17 protein-coding genes and 1 pseudogene are annotated in these 20,045 nt (G+C 55.5%); 12 read left to right on the top strand and 6 right to left on the bottom strand.

What is annotated here, in order from left to right:
- Positions 1 to 120: 120 nt before the first annotated feature.
- From VSQ83_RS20220 to dksA, 5 genes are all read right to left on the bottom strand, one after another.
- The gene (locus VSQ83_RS20220) at positions 121 to 1,554 is read right to left on the bottom strand and encodes a sigma-54-dependent transcriptional regulator (protein WP_133078288.1); all 1,434 of its coding nucleotides are present in this window, start codon (positions 1,552 to 1,554) and stop codon (positions 121 to 123) included.
- 22 nt (positions 1,555 to 1,576) lie between these two features.
- On the bottom strand, positions 1,577 to 4,531 hold the full coding sequence (locus VSQ83_RS20215; RefSeq protein ID WP_219262445.1) for a sensor histidine kinase: 2,955 nt from the start codon (positions 4,529 to 4,531) through the stop codon (positions 1,577 to 1,579).
- Positions 4,515 to 4,763, bottom strand: coding sequence for a hypothetical protein (locus tag VSQ83_RS20210; RefSeq protein WP_169716037.1), 249 nt, complete (start codon positions 4,761 to 4,763; stop codon positions 4,515 to 4,517). The genes VSQ83_RS20215 and VSQ83_RS20210 overlap by 17 nt, the downstream gene beginning before the upstream one ends.
- A gap of 6 nt (positions 4,764 to 4,769) precedes the next feature.
- Complete coding sequence (gluQRS, locus tag VSQ83_RS20205) at positions 4,770 to 5,657, bottom strand: tRNA glutamyl-Q(34) synthetase GluQRS (protein WP_219262446.1); 888 nt, start codon at positions 5,655 to 5,657, stop codon at positions 4,770 to 4,772.
- Positions 5,658 to 5,826: 169 nt separating this feature from the next.
- Positions 5,827 to 6,267 carry an RNA polymerase-binding protein DksA gene (dksA, locus tag VSQ83_RS20200; protein ID WP_133078285.1) on the bottom strand — a complete coding sequence of 147 codons (441 nt, stop codon included), beginning with the start codon at positions 6,265 to 6,267 and terminating at the stop codon, positions 5,827 to 5,829.
- A gap of 322 nt (positions 6,268 to 6,589) precedes the next feature.
- Here dksA and VSQ83_RS20195 point away from each other — a divergent pair, with 322 nt between their 5' ends.
- Both VSQ83_RS20195 and sfsA read left to right on the top strand, forming a co-directional pair.
- Positions 6,590 to 7,762, top strand: a complete 1,173-nt coding sequence (locus VSQ83_RS20195; RefSeq protein WP_326427386.1) for a pyridoxal phosphate-dependent aminotransferase — start codon at positions 6,590 to 6,592, stop codon at positions 7,760 to 7,762.
- A complete protein-coding gene (sfsA, locus tag VSQ83_RS20190; RefSeq protein WP_326427385.1) occupies positions 7,762 to 8,469 on the top strand; it encodes a DNA/RNA nuclease SfsA in 708 nt (235 codons plus the stop codon). Before VSQ83_RS20195 ends, sfsA begins: the two co-directional genes overlap by 1 nt.
- On the opposite strand, the gene VSQ83_RS20185 is transcribed toward sfsA, so the two are convergent.
- Complete coding sequence (locus VSQ83_RS20185; RefSeq protein ID WP_326427384.1) at positions 8,452 to 8,790, bottom strand: Rieske (2Fe-2S) protein; 339 nt, start codon at positions 8,788 to 8,790, stop codon at positions 8,452 to 8,454. The two genes, sfsA and VSQ83_RS20185, sit on opposite strands and share 18 nt — an antisense overlap.
- 177 nt (positions 8,791 to 8,967) lie before the next feature.
- On the opposite strand from VSQ83_RS20185, the gene VSQ83_RS20180 reads away from it, so the two are divergent.
- The 10 genes and pseudogenes from VSQ83_RS20180 (at position 8,968) to VSQ83_RS20135 (ending at position 20,043) form a co-directional block, all read left to right on the top strand.
- Positions 8,968 to 9,735, top strand: coding sequence for a heme/hemin ABC transporter substrate-binding protein (locus tag VSQ83_RS20180; protein WP_442800241.1), 768 nt, complete (start codon positions 8,968 to 8,970; stop codon positions 9,733 to 9,735).
- Between the two features lie 45 nt (positions 9,736 to 9,780).
- A complete protein-coding gene (locus VSQ83_RS20175) occupies positions 9,781 to 10,974 on the top strand; it encodes a tyrosine-type recombinase/integrase (protein ID WP_077750514.1) in 1,194 nt (397 codons plus the stop codon).
- Positions 10,967 to 12,658: a hypothetical protein gene (locus VSQ83_RS20170; RefSeq protein ID WP_077750515.1), complete on the top strand. Its 1,692-nt coding sequence runs from the start codon at positions 10,967 to 10,969 to the stop codon at positions 12,656 to 12,658. The genes VSQ83_RS20175 and VSQ83_RS20170 overlap by 8 nt, the downstream gene beginning before the upstream one ends.
- Entirely contained in the window at positions 12,655 to 14,736 is a 2,082-nt protein-coding gene (locus tag VSQ83_RS20165; RefSeq protein ID WP_326427383.1) for a hypothetical protein, read from the top strand. The genes VSQ83_RS20170 and VSQ83_RS20165 overlap by 4 nt, the downstream gene beginning before the upstream one ends.
- Position 14,737: 1 nt before the next feature.
- On the top strand, positions 14,738 to 15,193 hold the full coding sequence (locus VSQ83_RS20160) for a hypothetical protein (RefSeq protein WP_077750517.1): 456 nt from the start codon (positions 14,738 to 14,740) through the stop codon (positions 15,191 to 15,193).
- A gap of 437 nt (positions 15,194 to 15,630) precedes the next feature.
- Positions 15,631 to 17,118 (top strand): SulP family inorganic anion transporter, encoded by a 1,488-nt coding sequence (locus VSQ83_RS20155; RefSeq protein ID WP_077750518.1) that lies wholly within the window; start codon positions 15,631 to 15,633, stop codon positions 17,116 to 17,118.
- Positions 17,119 to 17,129: 11 nt separating this feature from the next.
- On the top strand, positions 17,130 to 17,981 hold the full coding sequence (locus VSQ83_RS20150; RefSeq protein WP_077750519.1) for a universal stress protein: 852 nt from the start codon (positions 17,130 to 17,132) through the stop codon (positions 17,979 to 17,981).
- A gap of 92 nt (positions 17,982 to 18,073) precedes the next feature.
- Positions 18,074 to 18,607, top strand: a complete 534-nt coding sequence (locus VSQ83_RS20145) for an NUDIX domain-containing protein (RefSeq protein ID WP_077750520.1) — start codon at positions 18,074 to 18,076, stop codon at positions 18,605 to 18,607.
- A gap of 240 nt (positions 18,608 to 18,847) precedes the next feature.
- Positions 18,848 to 19,009 (top strand): annotated as a pseudogene (locus tag VSQ83_RS20140) (hemin ABC transporter substrate-binding protein); the annotation flags it as partial.
- A 50-nt stretch (positions 19,010 to 19,059) separates the two neighbouring features.
- On the top strand, positions 19,060 to 20,043 hold the full coding sequence (locus VSQ83_RS20135; protein WP_219262452.1) for a FecCD family ABC transporter permease: 984 nt from the start codon (positions 19,060 to 19,062) through the stop codon (positions 20,041 to 20,043).
- The last annotated feature ends 2 nt before the right edge of the window (positions 20,044 to 20,045 follow it).

Below are 20,045 nucleotides of genomic sequence, written 5' to 3'. Positions count from 1 at the left end.
TTTTTTAGTGTTTTTGCTTTTTTCAGGGCAAAAAAAAGCCGGGTCATCGTTACCTTAAGACCCGGCTTTTGTTACGTGATTTGACTGAGGTAACAGTTTTTTTACATTTAAACGTGTTACCTAGCCCTCGCTTGGCACGCCGGTTTTGCGCCGAGGAATGCCCAGGCGTTGGCGCCGCTCCCACAAGCACTTGCGGCTGACCCCCAGTTTGCGGGCCAGTTCTGTCTCGGTCATGTGGTCCTGATGCTCAAGCACGAAGTGCTGGAAGTAGTCTTCCAGTGACAGATCTTCGGTCGGATCAAGGCTGGTGTTACCGTTGACGATACTCTGCTGCGGGGCCAGGCCGATAAAATCATCGTCTTGCAGATCGCTCAGCTCAATATCGATACCCAGCAGTTCAGCCGAAATTTCCGGGCTTTCACACAGGATCACCGCTCGCTCTACTGCGTTTTCCAGTTCACGCACGTTACCCGGCCAGGAGTAATGACTGATTGCCCGCTCGGCATCGGGGGCGAATTTCAGGTCAGTGCGGCCAATGCGGGCACTTTGGCGTGCAAGAAAAGCGTTGGCGATTTCGTTCACGTCAGCGCCACGCTCGCGCAATGCGGGCAGCTTGAGTGCGATGACGTGCAGGCGGTAGTACAAGTCTTCGCGGAACTGACCGACCTTGGCCAGGCTTTTCAGGTCGCGGTGCGTCGCGGCAATCAGGCGTACATCGACCTTTTGCGACTGCACGGAACCTACGCGGCGAATCTCGCCCTCTTGCAGCACGCGAAGCAGACGGGCTTGGGCCTCAAGCGGCAGTTCGCCGATTTCATCAAGGAACAGTGTTCCGCCGTCGGCCGCTTCAACCAGGCCTGCACGGCCAGCGCTGGCGCCGGTAAACGCGCCTTTTTCGTGGCCGAACAGTTCGGACTCGATCAGAGATTCAGGAATGGCTGCGCAGTTCACCGAAATCATCGGTGCCTTGGCACGCCGGGAAAGATTGTGCAGGGCGCGTGCAACCAGCTCTTTGCCGGTACCGGATTCACCCTGGATCAAGACATTGGAATCGGTTGGCGCGACTTTGCGGATCTTGCTGTACATGTCCAGCATGGGTGGGCAGGAGCCGATGATGCCGATTTCACCGTTGCTGTTATCCACAGCACTTTTGTCGCTGACACCCGGTTTGGCAGGGCGCTCGACAGGTGCGCTCTGGACGTTTTGCCGGTCACGCAGAATACGCGCCACCGCTTGCAGCATTTCATCGTGATCAAAGGGTTTGGCGATGTAGTCGACAGCGCCCATTTTCATCGAGTCAACAGCCGAGCGCAGGCTGGCATAGCTGGTCATGATCAGCACCGGCTTGCCTTGGCCGAGCTTGATCAGCTCGGTGCCCGGAGCGCCTGGCAGGCGCAGGTCGCTGACAATCAAGTCGAACGAGGGGATGCTGAAACGCTCCTGTGCTTCTTGCACCGAGCCGGCCTCGCTGACCTGGTACTGGTTACGCTCCAGTAAACGGCGTAACGCGGAGCGGATGATGGTTTCATCTTCGACGATCAAAATATGCGGCATTGATTCGGTTCTCTCGACGGTCTCAGTTCACAGCGGACGTCGCTTCGACATGACGCGGTAGTGTCACCCGGATACGGGTTCCGCGTTGGCTGTGAATGTCAGCCGGGCTGTCGATGGTGATTTGTCCATAATGCTCTTCAACGATGGAATAGACCAGTGCAAGGCCCAGACCGGTGCCTTCGCCAGGGTCCTTGGTGGTGAAAAACGGTTCGAACAATCGATCCATGATGTTCTTGGGGATGCCTGTGCCTTCGTCTTCCACGATGAGGTCGACGGTGTGCTCGCTGGCTTCGCTCTTGACCCTCACTGCACTCCCGGCCGGTGAGGCGTCACGGGCGTTGGAGAGCAGGTTGATCAATACTTGGGCGAGTCGTTGCGGGTCTCCGTCGACCCAATGATCAGGGTCGCAGAGGTTATAGAACTGCACCTCGAAATTACGTCGGTTCAGGGCCAGCAGGCCAATGGCATCCTGTGCCACTTCGGCCAGACAGACGGGCTCGTCATTGTGCTGGTGGCTGCCGGCATGGGCGAAGCTCATCAAGGACTGGACGATGCGCGAGATACGTTTGGTCTGTTCAAGAATCTGGCTGCTGATTTCAGTCAGCTCGCTGTCATCTTCGCGTTCCTCGCGCAGGTTTTGCGCCAGGCAGGCGATCCCGGTGACAGGGTTGCCGATTTCGTGAGCGACACCCGCCGCCAGGCGTCCGATGCTGGCCAGTCGCTCGGAATGCACCAGCTTGTCTTCGAGCATCTGGGTTTCTGTAAGGTCTTCGACCAGTAACACCAGGCCGCTGTTTCCTGGGGCCAGAGGTTCATCGATCGCGGCTTTGTGCAGGTTGAGCCAGCGAGTCTGGCCATCCAGGGCCAGGTGCTGCTTGTGCAAGTGTTCGTCAGGCAGGTCGATAAAGCCTTGCAACAACTCTCGCCACGGATCTCCCAGGGTGCTCAGGCGCGAACCCACCACACGCTGGGCCGGGATACCGGTCAACTCTTCCATGGCCTTGTTCCACATCAGGATCTCTTGATCCTTGGCCAGCGAACAAACGCCCATGGGCAGCTCTTGCAAGGTTTGGCGGTGATAACGGCGCAAGGCGTCGAGTTCGGCTGCCAGCCCCGTCAGGCGTGAGTGGTAGTCCTCAAGCCGGCTTTCAATGAAGTGGATGTCTTCGGTGACGTAGTTTTCGCCGCCCGACTTGTAGGGCAAAAAGGTTTCGACCATGTCCTGGGCAACGCTGGGGCCCATCAAGCCTGAAAGGTTGGCTTCGATACGGTCGCGCAAACGGCGCAAGGCGTAGGGGCGGCGCTCGTCGAACGGTAAGAACAGGTCACGCAGTGCTTGCTCGACTTCTTTTTGTGCCGCCTTGGCGCCCAACGGTTTGGCCAGCTGGGTGGCGAATTCTTGCGGTGAGGCGGCGTGCAGCTCGCGCCGTTGTGGACGGCGTACGTTGTCGACGGCGCAAGCTTCGGCGGCACTGGCCTCTTCGGGGCTGGCGTTGGTGAACAGCGAAATCAGGGTGAACATCAGGACGTTGGCTGCCAGTGAGGCGATTGCCGCCATGTGCCAGCTGGTGTCGTCCAGCACATAGATCATGTTCAGCCACGGGATGTAGAACCCCTGGAAGTTGCCGATCAGCGGGAACAGCATGCTCGCCATCCACACCAGAATCCCTGCCAGCAATCCGGCAATAAAGCCGCGTCGGTTGGCGGTCGGCCAGTACAGTACCGAGAGCACGCCCGGCAGGAACTGCAAGGTCGCGACGAATGCGACGATACCGAGGTTGGCCAGATCCTGTTCGGCGCCCAGCAGCAGGTAAAAGCCATAGCCAGCCATGATGATGGCTACGATCAGTGCCCGGCGGGTCCACTTCAGCCAGCGGTAGATGTTGCCTTCGGCGGGTGGCTGATAAAGCGGCAGCACCAGATGGTTCAGGGCCATGCCGGACAGTGCCAGGGTGGTGACGATGATCAGCCCGCTAGAGGCAGACAATCCGCCGACATAGGCCAGCAACGCAAGGGGTTTGCTGTTGGCGGCGATGCCGATACCGAGGGTGAAGTACTCGGGATTGGTGGTGGCGCCCAGCTTGAGGCCAGCCCATAGAATCAGCGGCACGGCCAGGCTCATCAGCAGCAGGAACAGCGGCAGGCCCCAGCTGGCGCTGACCAGTCCGCGCGGGTTGAGGTTCTCGGTGAAGGTCATGTGATACATGTGCGGCATCACGATGGCCGAGGCGAAAAACACCAGCAGCAAGGTACGCCACGGGCCTTCTTGCAATGGCGTGTGCAGAGCGGCGAGGGCGGTCTGGTTTTGCAGCAGCCAGACTTCAAGCTGTTGCGGGCCGTCGAACACACCATAAAGCGCGTAGAGGCCCACCCCGCCAATGGCGATCAGTTTGATTACCGACTCAAAGGCGATCGCGAAGACCAAACCTTCGTGTTTTTCACGGGTGGCGATGTGCCGCGAGCCGAAGAAGATCGTAAACAGGGTAATCAGCGCACAGAAGCTCAGGGCGACGCGGTGTTGCACGGGTTCGCGTGTGAGGATGCTGATGGAGTCGGCCACGGCCTGGATCTGCAGGGCCAGCAGCGGTAACACGCCTATGAGCATGAAAATCGTGGTCAGCGCACCGGCCCATGTGCTGCGAAAACGGAAAGCGAACAAGTCAGCCAGGGATGAAAGCTGATAAGTGCGGGTAATTTTCAGGATGGGGTAGAGCAGCACGGGCGCCAGCAAAAAGGCCCCGGAAACCCCCAGGTAGCTGGATAGAAATCCATAGCCGTATTCGTAGGCCAGGCCCACCGTGCCGTAAAACGCCCAGGCACTGGCATAGACGCCCAGCGACAGTGTGTAGGTCAGCGGGTGGCGAATGATTGCGCGCGGGATCATGCCGCGTTCACTGATCCAGGCCACACCAAACAGTACCCCCAGGTAGGCGGCGCTGATCAGGATCATCTGGGTCAGGCTAAAGCTCATCGGCATCTTTTTGGCTCTGAAGAATAAAGGTCACAACGATCAGAATCAGCCAGAGCAGATAGGGCCTGTACCAGGCACCTGTCGCATCGATCCACCAATCCATGATGGCGGGAGAAAACAGGTAGATCCCGACAACCAACAACAGGACCAATCGATAGATATACATCCCGCCCTCACTTTTACAGGCCGCATGCCCAAAAACGTGCGGCGATGGTAACGGATGGCTGGCAACCTGCAAGGGTTGTCAGCGTAATTGCGCTTCGGGGAGGGTCAGTGTGCGCGGGATTTTGGCTGCGCTCCAGTGAGCGATGCCCCAATCCAGGACTTCACGCGGGGTGGCGTCGTTCAAGCATTCGTCAGGCGTCTGACCCAGGGCGCGCAAGGCGCGAAGCAGCAATGGTGTTGCCTGCTCGGGTGTCAGGGGCGGCGAGCGGTACGATTTGCCGAGCTTGTGGCCATCGGGCTGCACGATCAGCGGCACATGCAGGTAGCGCGGTTGTGACAAGCCCAGCAGCTCCTGCAGGTAGAGCTGGCGCGGTGTGGAGTCCAGCAGGTCGGCGCCACGCACGATATCCGTCACACCCTGGGCGGCGTCATCGAGCACCACGGCCAGTTGGTAGGCATACAGGCCGTCCCGGCGCCTGATCACAAAGTCCCCCACATCCCGTCCCAGATGCTGACCAAACAAGCCCTGAGCCCGATCCTCAAAACGGTATTCGAGCTCGGGGACGCGTATGCGGATAGCGGCGTTTTCCATCGAGTGGCCCGCATTGCGGCACAGCCCCGGGTAAATGCCGTTATAGCCTTCAAGCTGTTTGCGCGAACAGGTGCAGGCGTAAGCCAGGCCCATGCTGAACAGTCGGTTCAGCACTTGGGCGTATGCCTCGTGACGGTCGCTTTGGCGAACCAGTTCGCCGTCCCATTCAAAACCGTAGCGTTCAAGGGCATCCAGAATGGCGGCTTGTGCACCGGGCATTTCGCGGGGAGGGTCGAGGTCTTCCATGCGCAGCAGCCAGCGGCCACCCACAGAGCGGGCATCCAGATAAGAAGCGAGGGCGGCGACCAGCGAGCCAAAGTGCAGGTGGCCACTGGGCGTTGGGGCGAAGCGCCCGATGTAGGAGGGAGCAGTCATGGACGTGGGCCGGTTTTGTGTGGGAGCGGGCGTGCTCGCGATGGGGCTACCCGGTTTAGAGCGATTGGCGCGGTGATGCTATCGCGAGCAAGCCCGCTCCCACGCAGGACACAGAAAGTCCAAAAACAAAAATGGGGCGTTCGCACGCCCCATTCAGTCAAGCCAGCGATTACTTGCCGACTTGTTTTTCCTTGATTTCAGCCAAGGTCTTGCAGTCTACGCACATGTCGGCAGTAGGACGGGCCTCGAGTCGACGAATACCGATCTCGACACCACAGGATTCGCACCAGCCGTATTCCTCGTCTTCGATCAGTTGGAGAGTCTTGTCGATTTTCTTGATCAGCTTGCGCTCGCGATCGCGGGCGCGCAGTTCCAGGCTGAACTCTTCTTCCTGGCTAGCGCGGTCGGATGGGTCAGGAAAGTTTGCCGCTTCGTCTTTCATGTGATCAACGGTGCGGTCGACTTCCTGCATCAAGTCCTGTTTCCACTTTTGCAGAATCTTGGTGAAGTGCTTGCGCATGGGCTCGCCCATGTACTCTTCGCCCTTCTTTTCAACGTAGGGTTCGAAGCCGCTAAGTTGAGTATTCTGTTGCTTGGTTTGTGTGGGCATGAAATGGACCGCCTCTCATTCTTCTAATCCATTGCGCAGGATTGCAACATCACCGACACCTGCCGGCCCTGCGGCTGCAAGCGGGCGAACTTACCAGATCAAATCGGGCTGCGCTACTCCCGCATGTCTAGCCCGTTGTCAGTGGTTGTGTACAGAGCCTGTGGTGCTTGAGATTAGTACCTGAATATTAATTTTAGTCGAGCTATGACCAAAGGCTGGGTTGTTTGGTTCTATAGGCCGCTTGCCTAAGACAGTAATTAGCTCTCCCTTGTGGCACTGCTTGGGTAGAATCAGGCTTTTGCTTACCCAGGAAGGCAGGCTCATGGCTCAGTCTTACAGTGCGCGCAGCCGCGCAATCGAACCGTTCCACGTGATGGCGTTGTTGGCGCGTGCCAACGAGCTTCAGGCTGCGGGGCACGATGTGATTCACCTGGAAATCGGGGAGCCGGATTTCACCACGGCTGAGCCGATCATTGCCGCGGGGCAGGCCGCCCTGGCTGCCGGAAAAACCCGCTACACCGCAGCACGTGGTCTGCCGGAGCTGCGCGAGGCGATCTCCGGGTTCTATCAGCAGCGTTATGGATTGAACATCGATCCTTCACGGATACTTGTCACTCCAGGTGGTTCTGGCGCCTTGTTGCTTGCATCCAGCCTGCTGGTCGATCCCGGAAAACACTGGCTGCTTGCAGATCCTGGCTACCCCTGTAATCGACATTTCCTACGTCTGGTAGAGGGAGCCGCGAAATTGGTGCCGGTTGGCCCGGAGGTGCGCTACCAACTGACGGCGGATCTGGTCGAGCGCTACTGGAATCAAGACAGTGTAGGTGCGCTGGTGGCATCCCCGGCCAACCCTACCGGTACGATCTTGAACCGTGATGAGCTGGCGGCACTGTCTACGGCGATCAAGGCCCGCAACGGGCATCTGGTGGTGGATGAGATTTACCATGGCCTGACCTATGGCTGCGATGCGACGAGCGTGCTTGAAGTCGATGACAGCGCGTTTGTGCTCAATAGCTTTTCCAAGTATTTCGGCATGACCGGGTGGCGTTTGGGCTGGCTGGTGGCACCGCCTGAAGCCGTGGCTGATCTGGAGAAGCTCGCGCAGAACCTCTATATCAGCGCGCCAAGCATGGCTCAATACGCAGCCCTGGCCTGTTTTGAACCGCAGACACTGGCCATTCTGGAAGAGCGTCGGGCCGAATTCGGGCGGCGTCGTGACTTTCTGTTGCCGGCCTTGCGTGAGCTTGGCTTTGGTATTGCGGTAGAGCCAGAGGGTGCGTTTTACCTGTACGCCGATATCAGCGCGTTTGGCGGCGATGCGTTTGCATTTTGCCAGCACTTTCTTGAAACCCAGCACATAGCCTTTACGCCGGGCCTGGATTTTGGGCGCTTCAAGTCAGGGCACCACGTACGGTTTGCCTACACTCAAAGTTTGCCGCGCCTGCAGGAGGCCGTTGAGCGGATCGCCCTTGGTCTCAAGAGCTGGAAAGGCTGATGCGTTTTTCACCTGAACTGGAAGAAGGGCGGCTGATCAAGCGCTACAAGCGTTTCCTGGCGGATATCGAAACCACCACTGGCGAGTTGATGACCATCCACTGCCCGAATACGGGCTCCATGCTCAATTGCATGGTCGAAGGTGGTCAGGTCTGGTTCAGCCGCTCCAATGATCCCAAGCGCAAATTGCCGGGCACTTGGGAAATCAGCCAAACCCCGCAAGGGCGGTTGGCGTGCGTGAATACCGCGCGAGCCAATCACTTGATCGAGGAGGCGTTGTTGGCAGGGGTGATTACTGAGCTTGATGGCTTCACTGCACTCAAGCGTGAAGTCCCTTACGGCCAGGAAAAAAGCCGGATTGATTTCCGTCTGGAATACCCCCAAGGCTTTGCCTTTGTAGAGGTCAAGAGTGTGACCCTGGGTTTTGACGACTCTCGTGTCGCTGCATTTCCGGATGCTGTTACGCAGCGTGGTGCCAAGCATCTGCGCGAGCTTGCCACCCTGGCGCGTGAAGGGGTGCGTGCCGTTCAGCTGTATTGCGTCAACCTTACGGGTATCGACGCGGTGCGTCCGGCCCAGGAGATCGACCCCGGTTACGCGGCAGCGTTGCGCGAGGCGGTCGCTGCCGGGGTGCAAGTGCTGGCGTATGGCGTAAACTTGACGCCTGATGGAGTGGTGGTTGATCGCCGACTAGACGTCATCCTCTGACACTTGTGGCGTAATCCAGATCCCTTGACTGTCTTCACGGCAGTCAAGGGCTGTCAGATACTGCCCGGCGCAAGGCCCGGCAACGCATTCACCGCTTTCGATCAGAAACAGTGCCGAGTGAGTCGCGCACTGGATCAGGCTGGCGCTTGAGTCGAGAAACTGATCCGGTTGCCATTCCAGTGTTACCCCGCGATGGGGGCAGCGGTTTTTGTAGGCATATACCTGGCCTTCACGACGAATGACGAGCAGGCTCAGCTCATCCAGCTCGAAGCCACGGCTGGCGCCTTCGCTTAGTGCCTGTGAGGGGCATAAAAACTTCATGGCAATCCTTAATAGCAGCCAAACGGCTGTGTGGTTGACGTGTTTCAGCGTGGGTTAAGAGGTTGACGTGCAAATGCAAACAATTATCAAATGGCGGTTTGCTCTGCGATGTGCTGTTTTCACGGCGTGACAATCCCCTTGTCCCGTTGAGCCCTCTTTTTCAAGGAATGCCCCTGTATGCGCCTGAGTACCCGCCTGATTTCGCTCTGTGCAGGCCTTATGATCAGTCATGCCAGCCTGGCTGGCGAGTTGCCACAACGCTGGGTCAGCGCGGGTGGAGCGCTTTCGGAGTGGGTAAGCGCGTTGGGCGCGGAGTCTAAATTGGTTGGGGTCGATACCACCAGCCAACATCCTGAATCACTCAAGTCGCTGCCCAGCATCGGTTATCAGCGCCAGCTTTCGGCAGAAGGGATCCTGAGCCTGAAACCGGATGTCCTGATCGGCACTGACGAGATGGGACCGCCGCCGGTTTTGGCACAGATTCGCGGTGCAGGTGTCCCGGTAGAGATGTTTTCGGCCAAGGCCGATCTTGCAAGCCTTGAAGCCACCTTGAAGCATTTGGGGCGACTGCTGGGTAACGAGGCGCAAGCGGGGCAACTGTTCAATGACTACCAGCAACAACTTGTTCGTCATCAGCAGCAGGTAAAGGCGGCACAAGCCGATCACAAGAAGCCTGGGGTGCTGTTGTTATTGGGGCACGCGGGGGGCAAGCCGCTGATTGCCGGCAAGGATACGGCGGCAGACTGGCTGCTGACTCAAGCTGGCGGACATAACCTGGCCACCCACACCGGCTACAAGCCGTTTTCTGTGGAGGCGCTGGCAGGGCTCAATCCTGAAGTTTTGGTGTTTGCGGATCGCAGTTTGACAGGTGAGGCGGCTCGCACGGCACTGTTCAAGGAGGGTAACCCTATTTCTGTTACAGACAGAGCGCCCATGATTCATTAGCTTAGAGAGAAAGGATCTCTCAGTGCTCAATGAGTGGTATGAACCATGAGGCTACTGTTCACCGATGACAGTTTCGTCCTGCTAACCCAGGCTTATATTGGAATTCCTTTCCTGCTGAACGGGCAAATGGAGTTGGTTGAGCCGGCAAACGATTACCTCATGTATCTGGCGCTGGAACGAGGCAAGACGCGTAGCCCCAAGACATGGAGAAATCACGGCGAAGCACTGTATGACTATTTCTCATGGCTGGAGGCAAACGCCCTCGATTGGGCTCATGTCCCTGTCGCGGGGCACGCTCGATCCGCCGTAAGTAATCTTGCCGCGTATAGGAACTGGTCAATTTCCCTGACAAGACCATCAACGGGCCTAAGGGCCATAAAACCGAGCACTTTGAACCAGCGGCTGACATGCCTCATGGGGTTCTATCAATGGGCGCATAAACAAGGCCGCATTAGCTCAGTTCCTTGGGATGCCTCACCGAAATTTGTTGCCGGAAACAATCAGGGCTTTTTGAGGCATGCACACGCCGCCAAGATGACAGATGGCGACGACCTTCGGCTCAAGGTCTTCCGAGAGCCGCCTAAACTTCTATCGCTTGAGCAAGCCAAGCTTCTGGTTCAGGCATGCACAACCAAAACGCTTCGATTGATGACGGTGCTGATGCTTCAAACTGGCCTTCGCAATGAAGAATGCAGGACATTCCCTATTAAGTATGTTTTTGACCCGACAGGGCTCGATGTACGGAAGCGCATTCGTGTTGATCTCAGCCCATCGGACATGCTGCTGAAGAATTCAAAACCTAGGACAGTCTTCATTGGTTGGCACGTCATGCGGGAGCTTTTCGATTATCTGAGCTTTGCTGAGGGAGCATTCAGGGCCAACTTTGGTCGCAGTGCAAGCCGCTCTGGGATTCAACCCATCTTCTTAAACAGAGATGGTCACCCTTTCAGTGAAAAAGGCTTGAACAATGCGTACAGACGACTTTGGTCTGGGAAGCAACCTCGGATTATGTTCAGGGTTACTCCGCACATGCTGAGGCATACCTTTGCTACTTTTGAACTACTCCACCAGTCGAAGCGTGCGGCCATGGGGCAAGCACTTGCATGGGTTCGAGATCGCTTGGGCCACAGCAGCGTCCAAACGACTAGCATCTATCTTCATTGTCTTGATCTCATGGAAAACTCGGAACTGAATACATATCAGGAAGAGTTGGACTTGCTAGGGAATGCACATGCCTAGACCCAGAAAAAGCTATGGCATGCAGCCAGAAAACATCATCTCAATTGAAACAGCAAAAAAAACTCCTGGTGACATGTCGATTTGCGTTGGAACGAGGGTGTTCGACTTCGCGCAGTGGGCATCGGTACCGGAAGCGATTGAGCCAGCTACGAGACTATTGCTCTCACGTCAGCTACACGAGGCCGTCCAAGAAATTCAATCGTCGGGGGTCAGCCAAGCGACCGTAATGAACCTTTGTGCCTCCGGTATGCGTTATTGGTTCAAGTACCTCGACGCTGAATCGGGTAAGGGCCGCGTCATAGGGTGCCTCGCCGACATAGTCCCCCGCACAGTTGAACGCTATACGGAATGGCTGAAGCAACAGCCAGCAAGGGGTAAGGGGACAATCTCAATCACATCGGCGCGGGCCATCTACAACACAACAAAAACAGTCTTGATGAACCGTGTTCGCGCCGGGCAACTCGGGATCGGTGTGTTTCCTCAAATTCCATTTCCGAACGCCGACAGAGCGTATGTTGGTCATCAGGCATTCACGCAGGGCGAGATAGAGCGCTTGCTGATAGCGCTCCTGAAGGACTTAGACATGATCCGCTCCGGTAATTTGCCTAGTGGGAGCGAGGCCGCAGCTATGACTGTTTACCTCTTGCTGATCGCTGCCAGGAGTGGTCGCAATCTCACGCCACTACTAGAGATGAGCAGAGATGCGATCACCGATCACCCTCTCAAGCCGGATATGGGCGTGCTCCAGTTGTATAAGCGTCGAGGTTTCAAGATTCACCGCCAAGCCTTTCGTTACCACACCACTGATGATGAGTCCGCGTCGGTACCGAGCGATGTGGTCACCCTGTACCGGGAAGCGCTAGTCCGATCGTTTCCTTTGCTAGATCTAGCACCGAAGACGATGCACGATCGTGTCTGGCTTTACCGCGCCAAGGGGAATAGAGGCGTGAAGACTCTCAACGCCTCCAATATTGACCAACAAGCCACTGCACTGGTGGCCCGGCATCAAATTTTTGGCGATAGAAGGGCATCGAACGGCCTGCCAGAATTACTGAAGGTCAACGTATCGAGGCTACGAAAAACCTTTGCCACGCGAATGTGGCAACTGAGCAACGGAAACTTGTTCAAGACGGCTCAGCTCTTGGGTAATAGTACGCGGATGACTGATAGCCACTACCTCGCTGTCACGCCCGAGATGGAGCGGAATCACAAATTCGTTGGTCGTATTCTCGAAGGCGTCATGACCGGTCAGGTGAATGAGCAGAGCTTTCGCGATGACTTGTCAGCTCAACTATCCATAGAGCCCGAAAAAGTTGATCTGCTACTGAGTGGAGCACTTAATACAGGCGTTGCGCGTTGTTCAGATCCTATCAATGGCCGTTTTGCTCCAAGAAATGGCACCACCAACTGTCAGCGCTTTCTCCATTGCTTTCGTTGCCCAAATCAGGTCGTGATCGAATCAGACCTGTATCGTCTGTTCAGTTTTTATTGGCTCCTGATCAAAGAACGCGGGCTACTCGGCAAATCGCGCTGGAATTCCGTCTATGCGTGGGTGATCCGTGTCATCGACAACGATATAACTCCCCTTTTTGATCCGGTTGTAGTTGAGCGCGAGAAACACCGAGCCCTCGCTACCCCTCATCCAATGTGGCGAGATAGGACTTTGCTTGGAGGTGATGAGTGAACGGTGCTAATGCAACTGTAGCCAGGCCGCCCTGTGCAGTCCTGAGAAAGATCGCTGTTGATGATCGAAATGATCTTGCAGTTACATACATAACCGGCGAAAACGGTAAATCAATGCCGCTTTCTAGGTATGAGGACAACATATGGGACTTTTCCCCGTATGTTCTCAACAAAAATACGTCAAACCTCTATGTGAATTTTGACCATCCACTTTCCGATGAAGTGAGATCCATCGACAAATCAGAGACTAGTTTGCTAATAGCCGCTAAGTCTTTTATATATACTCGTTGGCTCGCCAAGTCACCGCGATCAACCAAGCACATAAAAGCAGCAACACTAATTTCGTGCTGGACGAACGTGAAGCCGCTTCTTCGTTGGATGTGCGGGCAATCCATCACGGGCTTTGATGAGCTGACTCCTGTGCGGTGTGCTGCGTATGCTTTATATGTAGGCGCGGATAAGTCTGTTAAGCAGAGACAAAAAGTTGCTCTATTAGAAGTTTTGGAATTGATATACGCTTTTAGAACTCATTTGCCAAAACCAATGAGTGAGCATCCGTGGCCAGAGGAAACTGCGTTCAGTCTTGCAGGGGCTCGACGTACAGGTGGTATGTATGATGTCCGGACTGAGATTATTCCAAAGCGCTTATATGCCGATCTCGGGCGAAAATCCTTAGAGTTCATAGAGCATGAGTCGGATCGAATTCTGCATATCTGGGATACATTCCACTCCTGTTATTCACAAGAGATGGAGCTTGCTGAGTATCATGCAAGGGTGAGACTGGAAAAAGGTGCGAAGAGCTCCTATCAGACGCTAGAGTCAGTGTCTTATGATATCGCGAGGGCAAGGGCACTTTCTAAAATGCAGTCTTTGCTTGACGCGAACGGACTGCGATTTTTAACGGATCTTGATGATGAGGTCAGGATTCTGCGTACGTGCTGCTACATCGTCGTTGCCATGTTTAGCGGTATGCGGGACTCCGAAATTATTTCGTTAAAACATAATTGCTTTGAGCGCTCATTCGATATGGATGGCGAAGAATTTTGCTGGATACATGGGCTCACATACAAGCTGGAGGAGCAGCCAAAACCTGCAAAATGGATGGTTCCACCTGTCGTCGAAAAGGCTGTGAATGTGGCAGCGGGGTTGCGGAGATCTCTTCTGCCCTACATCGGTAAAAGAAGATTGTATCTGTACGAACTAGCCAAAGATGAGGGACTAAAATCAAAAGTCGTCAATGATGCCACTCTCTTGGGTAGCAGCCTTTTTCTTGGCTGGAAAGCGCTTGGCACGCGGCCTGAATTTCTACAGAACGTACTAACAAATACGCTCCTCAAAAAGGTTGCAGAGCGTTTTGAGCTAGTGGTGTTGAATGATGACTTGGGTGAAGTTCTTGATCGTACTACGATAACTCCGGAGAAACTGTGGCCGCTCGCAACACACCAGTTTCGGAGAACATTTGCTGTTTTTGTCGCCAGGAACGTACTTGGCGATGTTCGGTATCTGCGACACCATTTCAAACATTGGTCAATGGATATGACTCTGCACTATGCAAAAGACCCGCTATTTGATGACACGCTTCTTGAATCTGTATTGTCAAAAAGGGACGAATTGCAGGTAAGTATCGTTTCTGGATGGCTGGCTCCGAGCCAGAAGCTTTCTGGCGGTAGGGCTGACCATATCGTGCGCTTCAGAGGGAGACCCGAGGTGAAGACAGCAAAAGACCCTAAAGCTCTGGTCAGGGCTGTTGGCGAAGGTGTTTTTATCCGTGGCACCGGCCACTCTTGGTGTTTGGCAACGACTAAGGGATGCGGCGGGGAGGGGCTTTACGATGCGATTCGTTGCGTTGGCTGCGGTGAGGGTGTCATCGACCAGGGACACTTGCTCATATGGCGGCGCATTAGAGATCAGCAGGCTGAGGTGCTCTCATGGCCAGATCTTGGCGATCCGGCCTGGGAGCGAGCCACAAGGCACTTGCGAGAGGCAGAGCGGGTGCTAGGCGAACTTGGAGACCCAGTTGAGCCGTATTCCTTACCAGAACGTCCATCGCGTCTCATACCAGCAGTAGAGGCGGTGTAGCATGGGAAATGACCAGACAAGGCGTGCAATCGAGTTGGCTATCTCAAGGATTACCAAGGGGCGTCCCAAGCAGGTTCAGCTGAGTCGTAAGCTAAGTATCGCCTCCGTCGCCGAAGAGGCAGGCATAAGCAATGCGACGATACACAACCGGTATCCAGACCTTGCAGAGTTAATTCGTCAAAAGACCAACAAGGAGTCGCGAGAAAAGCTCGTCAAGAAGGAGAAAGCCCTTCAGGGGGCAGATCTGCTGATTAAGGAGTTGCGTGACATACTGGCTGAGCGAGATGCAGATCTGAAGAGGATAGCCATCGTGAATCTGCGGCTTTGTACAGAGAAGAAAGCACTTCAGGAGCAAAACGCTCTGCTGGCCAAGGAGAACAAGCAATTGGAAGGTGTAAACCGTGATCTGCTATTTAAGATCAACAGTCCTAGAAGTCAGGTGAAGTCGATTCGATGAATGCCTAGACGGATCGTAACCGTCTGGCCAACTCACTTCTCAGCGCACAGGTCAGCTCGAACAAGAACGAATGGAGGGCAAAGCCTTGCCCGCAGGTATACCCATTGAATAAGCCAGTATCTGACGTAACTCATGTGGAGCTTGGCAGCGGGTCGCAATCGACGATGGCTTCATTGTATACTTCTGCTCCGCATACCCCTTGAGATACAGGAACATCAGCATGACTGTACTCCAAACGATCTACTGGCAGCCTACGCCGCCTTAGCGCTACGCCCCCCCGCAACACTCTGCTTCCGCTAGCCTCGCTCGCGGGTGCGTACTGCTGTACGCCTGGTTTTATACCTTAAGCACACAGCAAAAAATCCTCAAAATTTGAATTTGTATCGATTCGCTCGCCTTCCTTTGGCGTGCGCGATGCTTTGCCTTGGATATTTTCTATGCTGCAAAAACTTAGACAAACGTGGTTTTCCAACGTCCGTGGCGACGTGCTCGCGGGGCTGGTGGTCGCACTCGCGCTGATCCCGGAAGCCATCGCCTTTTCCATCATCGCCGGGGTAGATCCCAAAGTCGGTCTCTACGCCTCCTTCTGTATCTGTGCTGTCATCGCCTTTGTCGGCGGACGCCCCGGAATGATCTCGGCGGCGACAGGCGCCATGGCACTGCTGATGGTTACGCTGGTAAAAGAGCATGGACTCCAGTACCTGCTGGCCGCGACTCTACTATGTGGCGTACTTCAAATCCTTGCCGGCTACCTGAAGCTTGGCTCGTTGATGCGCTTTGTTTCACGCTCGGTAGTCACCGGCTTCGTAAACGCATTGGCGATTCTGATTTTTATGGCGCAATTGCCTGAGCTGACCAATGTCACCTGGCATGTCTATGCCATGACCGCTGCGGGCTTGGGAATCATCTACCTGTTTCCGTATGTGCCGAAAATCGGCAAGCTGATTCCCTCTCCATTGGTGTGCATTCTGACGCTGACGGCCATCGCCATTTACCTCGGTTTGGATATCCGCACCGTCGGTGACATGGGCCAACTGCCTGATACGCTCCCGATCTTCCTCTGGCCTGAAGTTCCGCTGAATTTTGAAACCCTGCGCATCATTTTCCCGTACTCGGCTGCGTTGGCAGTAGTGGGTCTACTCGAATCAATGATGACCGCGACCATCGTCGACGACCTTACCGATACCACCAGCAACAAGAACCGCGAGTGCAAAGGCCAGGGTGTGGCCAACATCGCTGCCGGCATGCTTGGCGGCATGGCAGGTTGCGCCATGATCGGCCAGTCGATCATCAACGTGAAATCTGGTGGCCGCACCCGTCTCTCGACATTGTGTGCCGGCGTTTTCCTGCTGCTGATGGTGGTATTTCTTGGCGAATGGCTCTCCAAAATCCCTATGGCGGCACTCGTGGCTGTGATGATCATGGTATCCATCGGCACCTTTAGCTGGGATTCTTTGCGTAATCTGAAAGAGCATCCGCTGTCGACCAACCTCGTCATGGTGGCGACCGTCGTTGTCGTCGTGGCCACTCACAACCTGGCCTACGGCGTACTGGTAGGTGTGCTGCTGGCCTCCCTGTTCTTCGCAAACAAGGTCGGGCACTACCTAGATATCAAGAGCACTCTGGAAGAGACGGAATCGCATCGGACTTACCACGTCGTGGGCCAGGTGTTCTTTAGCTCTGCGGACAAGTTCACTGAAGTTTTTGACTTCAAGGAAGCGCTCAACAAGGTCACCATCGATCTCACACAGGCGCATTTCTGGGATATCACCGCCGTCGCAGCCCTGGATAAGGTCGTGATCAAGTTCCGCCGCGAAGGCGCTGAGGTTGAAGTGCTCGGTCTCAATGAAGCCAGCGCAACAATCGTTGACCGCTTCGGTGTGCATGACAAACCCGGTGCCATCGACAAGCTCATGAGCCACTAAGGAGAACGACAATGACCCACGTAATGGCATGCATTGATAACTCACAATCCTCATTGGCGGTCTGCGATTACGCAGCATGGGCCTCGCAACGACTCAGCGCTCCCCTGACCTTGCTTCATGTGCTGGATAAGGAAAAATATCCTGCATCCGCTGACCTCAGCGGCAATATCGGCCTCGGTAGCAGAGAACATCTACTGGAAGAGTTGGCCACGCTGGATGCGCAGCGTGCAAAACTGGCCTTGGAACATGGACAGCACATGCTTGAAAAAGCTCGCGAGCGAACAGTCATCTCTGGCGCCATGTCACCTGATCTGAAGCAGCGCCATGGACATCTAGTCGAGAGCCTGAGCGATCTCCAAAACGATATTCGATTACTGGTGATCGGAAGAGTCGGAGAGGACAGCACGCGCAGTGCCCAAAGTCTTGGCAGCCAGATTGAAGCGGTAGTCCGAACTATCCACCGCCCCATCCTGATTACAACCAGCCATTTCAGGAAACCTGAAACGGTCATGGTGGCATTTGACGGCAGCGCTACAGGCCACAAGACCGTACAGATGCTTGCTTCAAGCCCGCTGTGCGAAGGCCTGCCAATTCATATCGTCATGGTTGGTACGGACTCTGAAGAAAATCAGAATGAGCTAGAGAAAGCACGAACCACACTCGCCAGTTCTGGCCCGCTAGTGCATGCCGAGATCCGCCCAGGCGAAGTAGAGTCGGTACTTCATGCGTATCAGGCAGAGCACTGCATTGACCTCTTGGTCATGGGGGCGTACGGGCACTCACGCATCAGGCAGTTTCTGGTGGGCAGCACGACCACGACGATGCTGCGAACATCCACTTTACCCGTATTGCTGCTTCGCTGAACCAGTTCCACTGGCCACAGTATTTCCAGAGCTGCGGAAATACCGTGGCCACCCTGGACGATGACTAACTGATCTTGCCGTAACGAGACCACATGCAACTCATAACTGAAATTGTTCACCCCGAGCTGAAATCCAAACAGGGCAGAGTATTCCGTCGACACGCAGCACGCGGCATCGTGATGCGGGATGAACAGATCCTGTTGCTGTTCACGGAGCGCTATAACGATTTCAGCTTTCCTGGAGGCGGCCTTGATGGTGACGAAGACATTGTCGCAGGCCTGAAGCGTGAGCTTGAGGAAGAGACTGGTGCTCGTCAAATACAGGTGCTCCAGCACTACGGTTACATCGAGGAGTACCGGCCCTACTGGAAACCAGAATATGACCTGATGCACATGACCTCGCATTTTTATCTATGCGAAATCGCTCCCCAGCTAGCGCCCGTGAGAATGGAAAGCCACGAAATCGCGAATGGTATGCGGCCTGTGTGGATCAACCTGCATGAAGCCATCGTGCACAATGAGGCCGTTATGCAGCGTCACGAGTCTTCGATGGGGCAATCAATTCTGCGCGAAACCTACATGCTGAGAAAAGTCGCTTCCGAATTGTTGATGCCAATCAGCCTTTGAGCTGACTATTTGGCGAAGTCCACTTAGCGGTCTCAGGCAAGCATCCAATGCTGCGGGAGTTATTGCGTGATTGCGCTCGCCCGCTGTGTCGGCACCTAACCACCGTGCGGTCTATGAGTATCAGAATGAATAATTTTTATTCTGAAACGTGAACGTCCTGTAACAGAAAAACAGTTACCTGCCGTTTCGCGCAATATTTATTGGGGATAGAGGGGTGTAACAATAAATATGATTACCTTTTTCACGGAAAACCCGGTATTGGCGTCTATCCGTGCGGCTAAAAATGGCCGCGTGTACGAGCTGGACCCAACACTGCTGGTGGGTGGACTGGGGCCACGATTGCCAGCCAGCTTGAAGCAACTGACAGCAGACTTTTATCCCGCGGCCCCGGCTAACCCATGAGGACCCTGGTTAAACCCCGATCATTGTTTATTGGCCTGAGTGCCCTGTGCCTGTTGGCGACGTGGTTGTCGCTGGCGCTGGGGCCTGTGAGCTTGCCGTTGTTTGACACCCTGCGCGCGGCTCTGAGGTTGCTGGGCATACCGATACCGGGCGAAGGTCTGGAGCAGGCCGAGCTGATCCTGGGGCAGATTCGTTTGCCTCGGACATTGCTGGGGTTGGCAGTTGGCGGTGTGCTGGCGTTGTCAGGTGTCGCCATGCAGGGGTTGTTCCGTAACCCGTTGGCCGACCCCGGGTTGGTCGGTGTGTCCAGCGGCGCAGCCTTGGGTGCGGCGATTGCGATTGTGGGCGGATCTGCGTTTGGCGGGCTGCCAGAGTTTATCGGACCCTATTTGCTGTCGCTGTGCGCGTTTCTCGGGGGGTTGGGTGTAACGGCACTGGTGTATCGGCTGGGGCGGCGCAACGGTCAGACCAATGTCGCCGTCATGTTGCTTGCGGGGATCGCGCTGACAGCTTTGGCCGGTTCGGCGGTCGGATTGTTTACCTATCTGGCAGATGACGCGACATTGCGTACCCTGACTTTCTGGAATCTGGGCAGTCTTAATGGCGCCAGTTACGCGCGGTTGTGGCCCTTGTTGATTGTTACTGTGGGTGTTGCCTTGTGGTTGCCTCGGCGAGCAAGTGCGCTCAATGCGCTGTTGTTGGGAGAGTCGGAGGCCAATCATCTGGGGATCGACGTCGAAGGCCTTAAGCGCGAGCTGGTGTTTTGCACGGCCTTGGGTGTGGGCGCTGCTGTGGCGGCGGCAGGGATGATTGGTTTTATCGGGCTGGTGGTGCCGCATCTGGTACGGCTGCTGGCAGGGCCTGATCACCGCGTGCTGTTACCTGCTTCCGTGCTGGCAGGTGCAGCGTTACTGCTGTTTGCCGACTTGATTGCACGACTGGCCCTGGCACCTGCAGAGCTGCCCATCGGGATTGTTACCGCATTCCTTGGGGCGCCGTTCTTCCTCTACTTACTGTTGCGAGGTCGCCACTGATG

This window comes from Pseudomonas sp. DSV-1 (assembly GCF_035830915.1).
Classification (GTDB): Bacteria; Pseudomonadota; Gammaproteobacteria; order Pseudomonadales; family Pseudomonadaceae; genus Aquipseudomonas.
The sequence above is the reverse complement of the archived record's forward strand: the minus strand, read 5'-3'. Positions and strand labels throughout refer to the sequence as shown.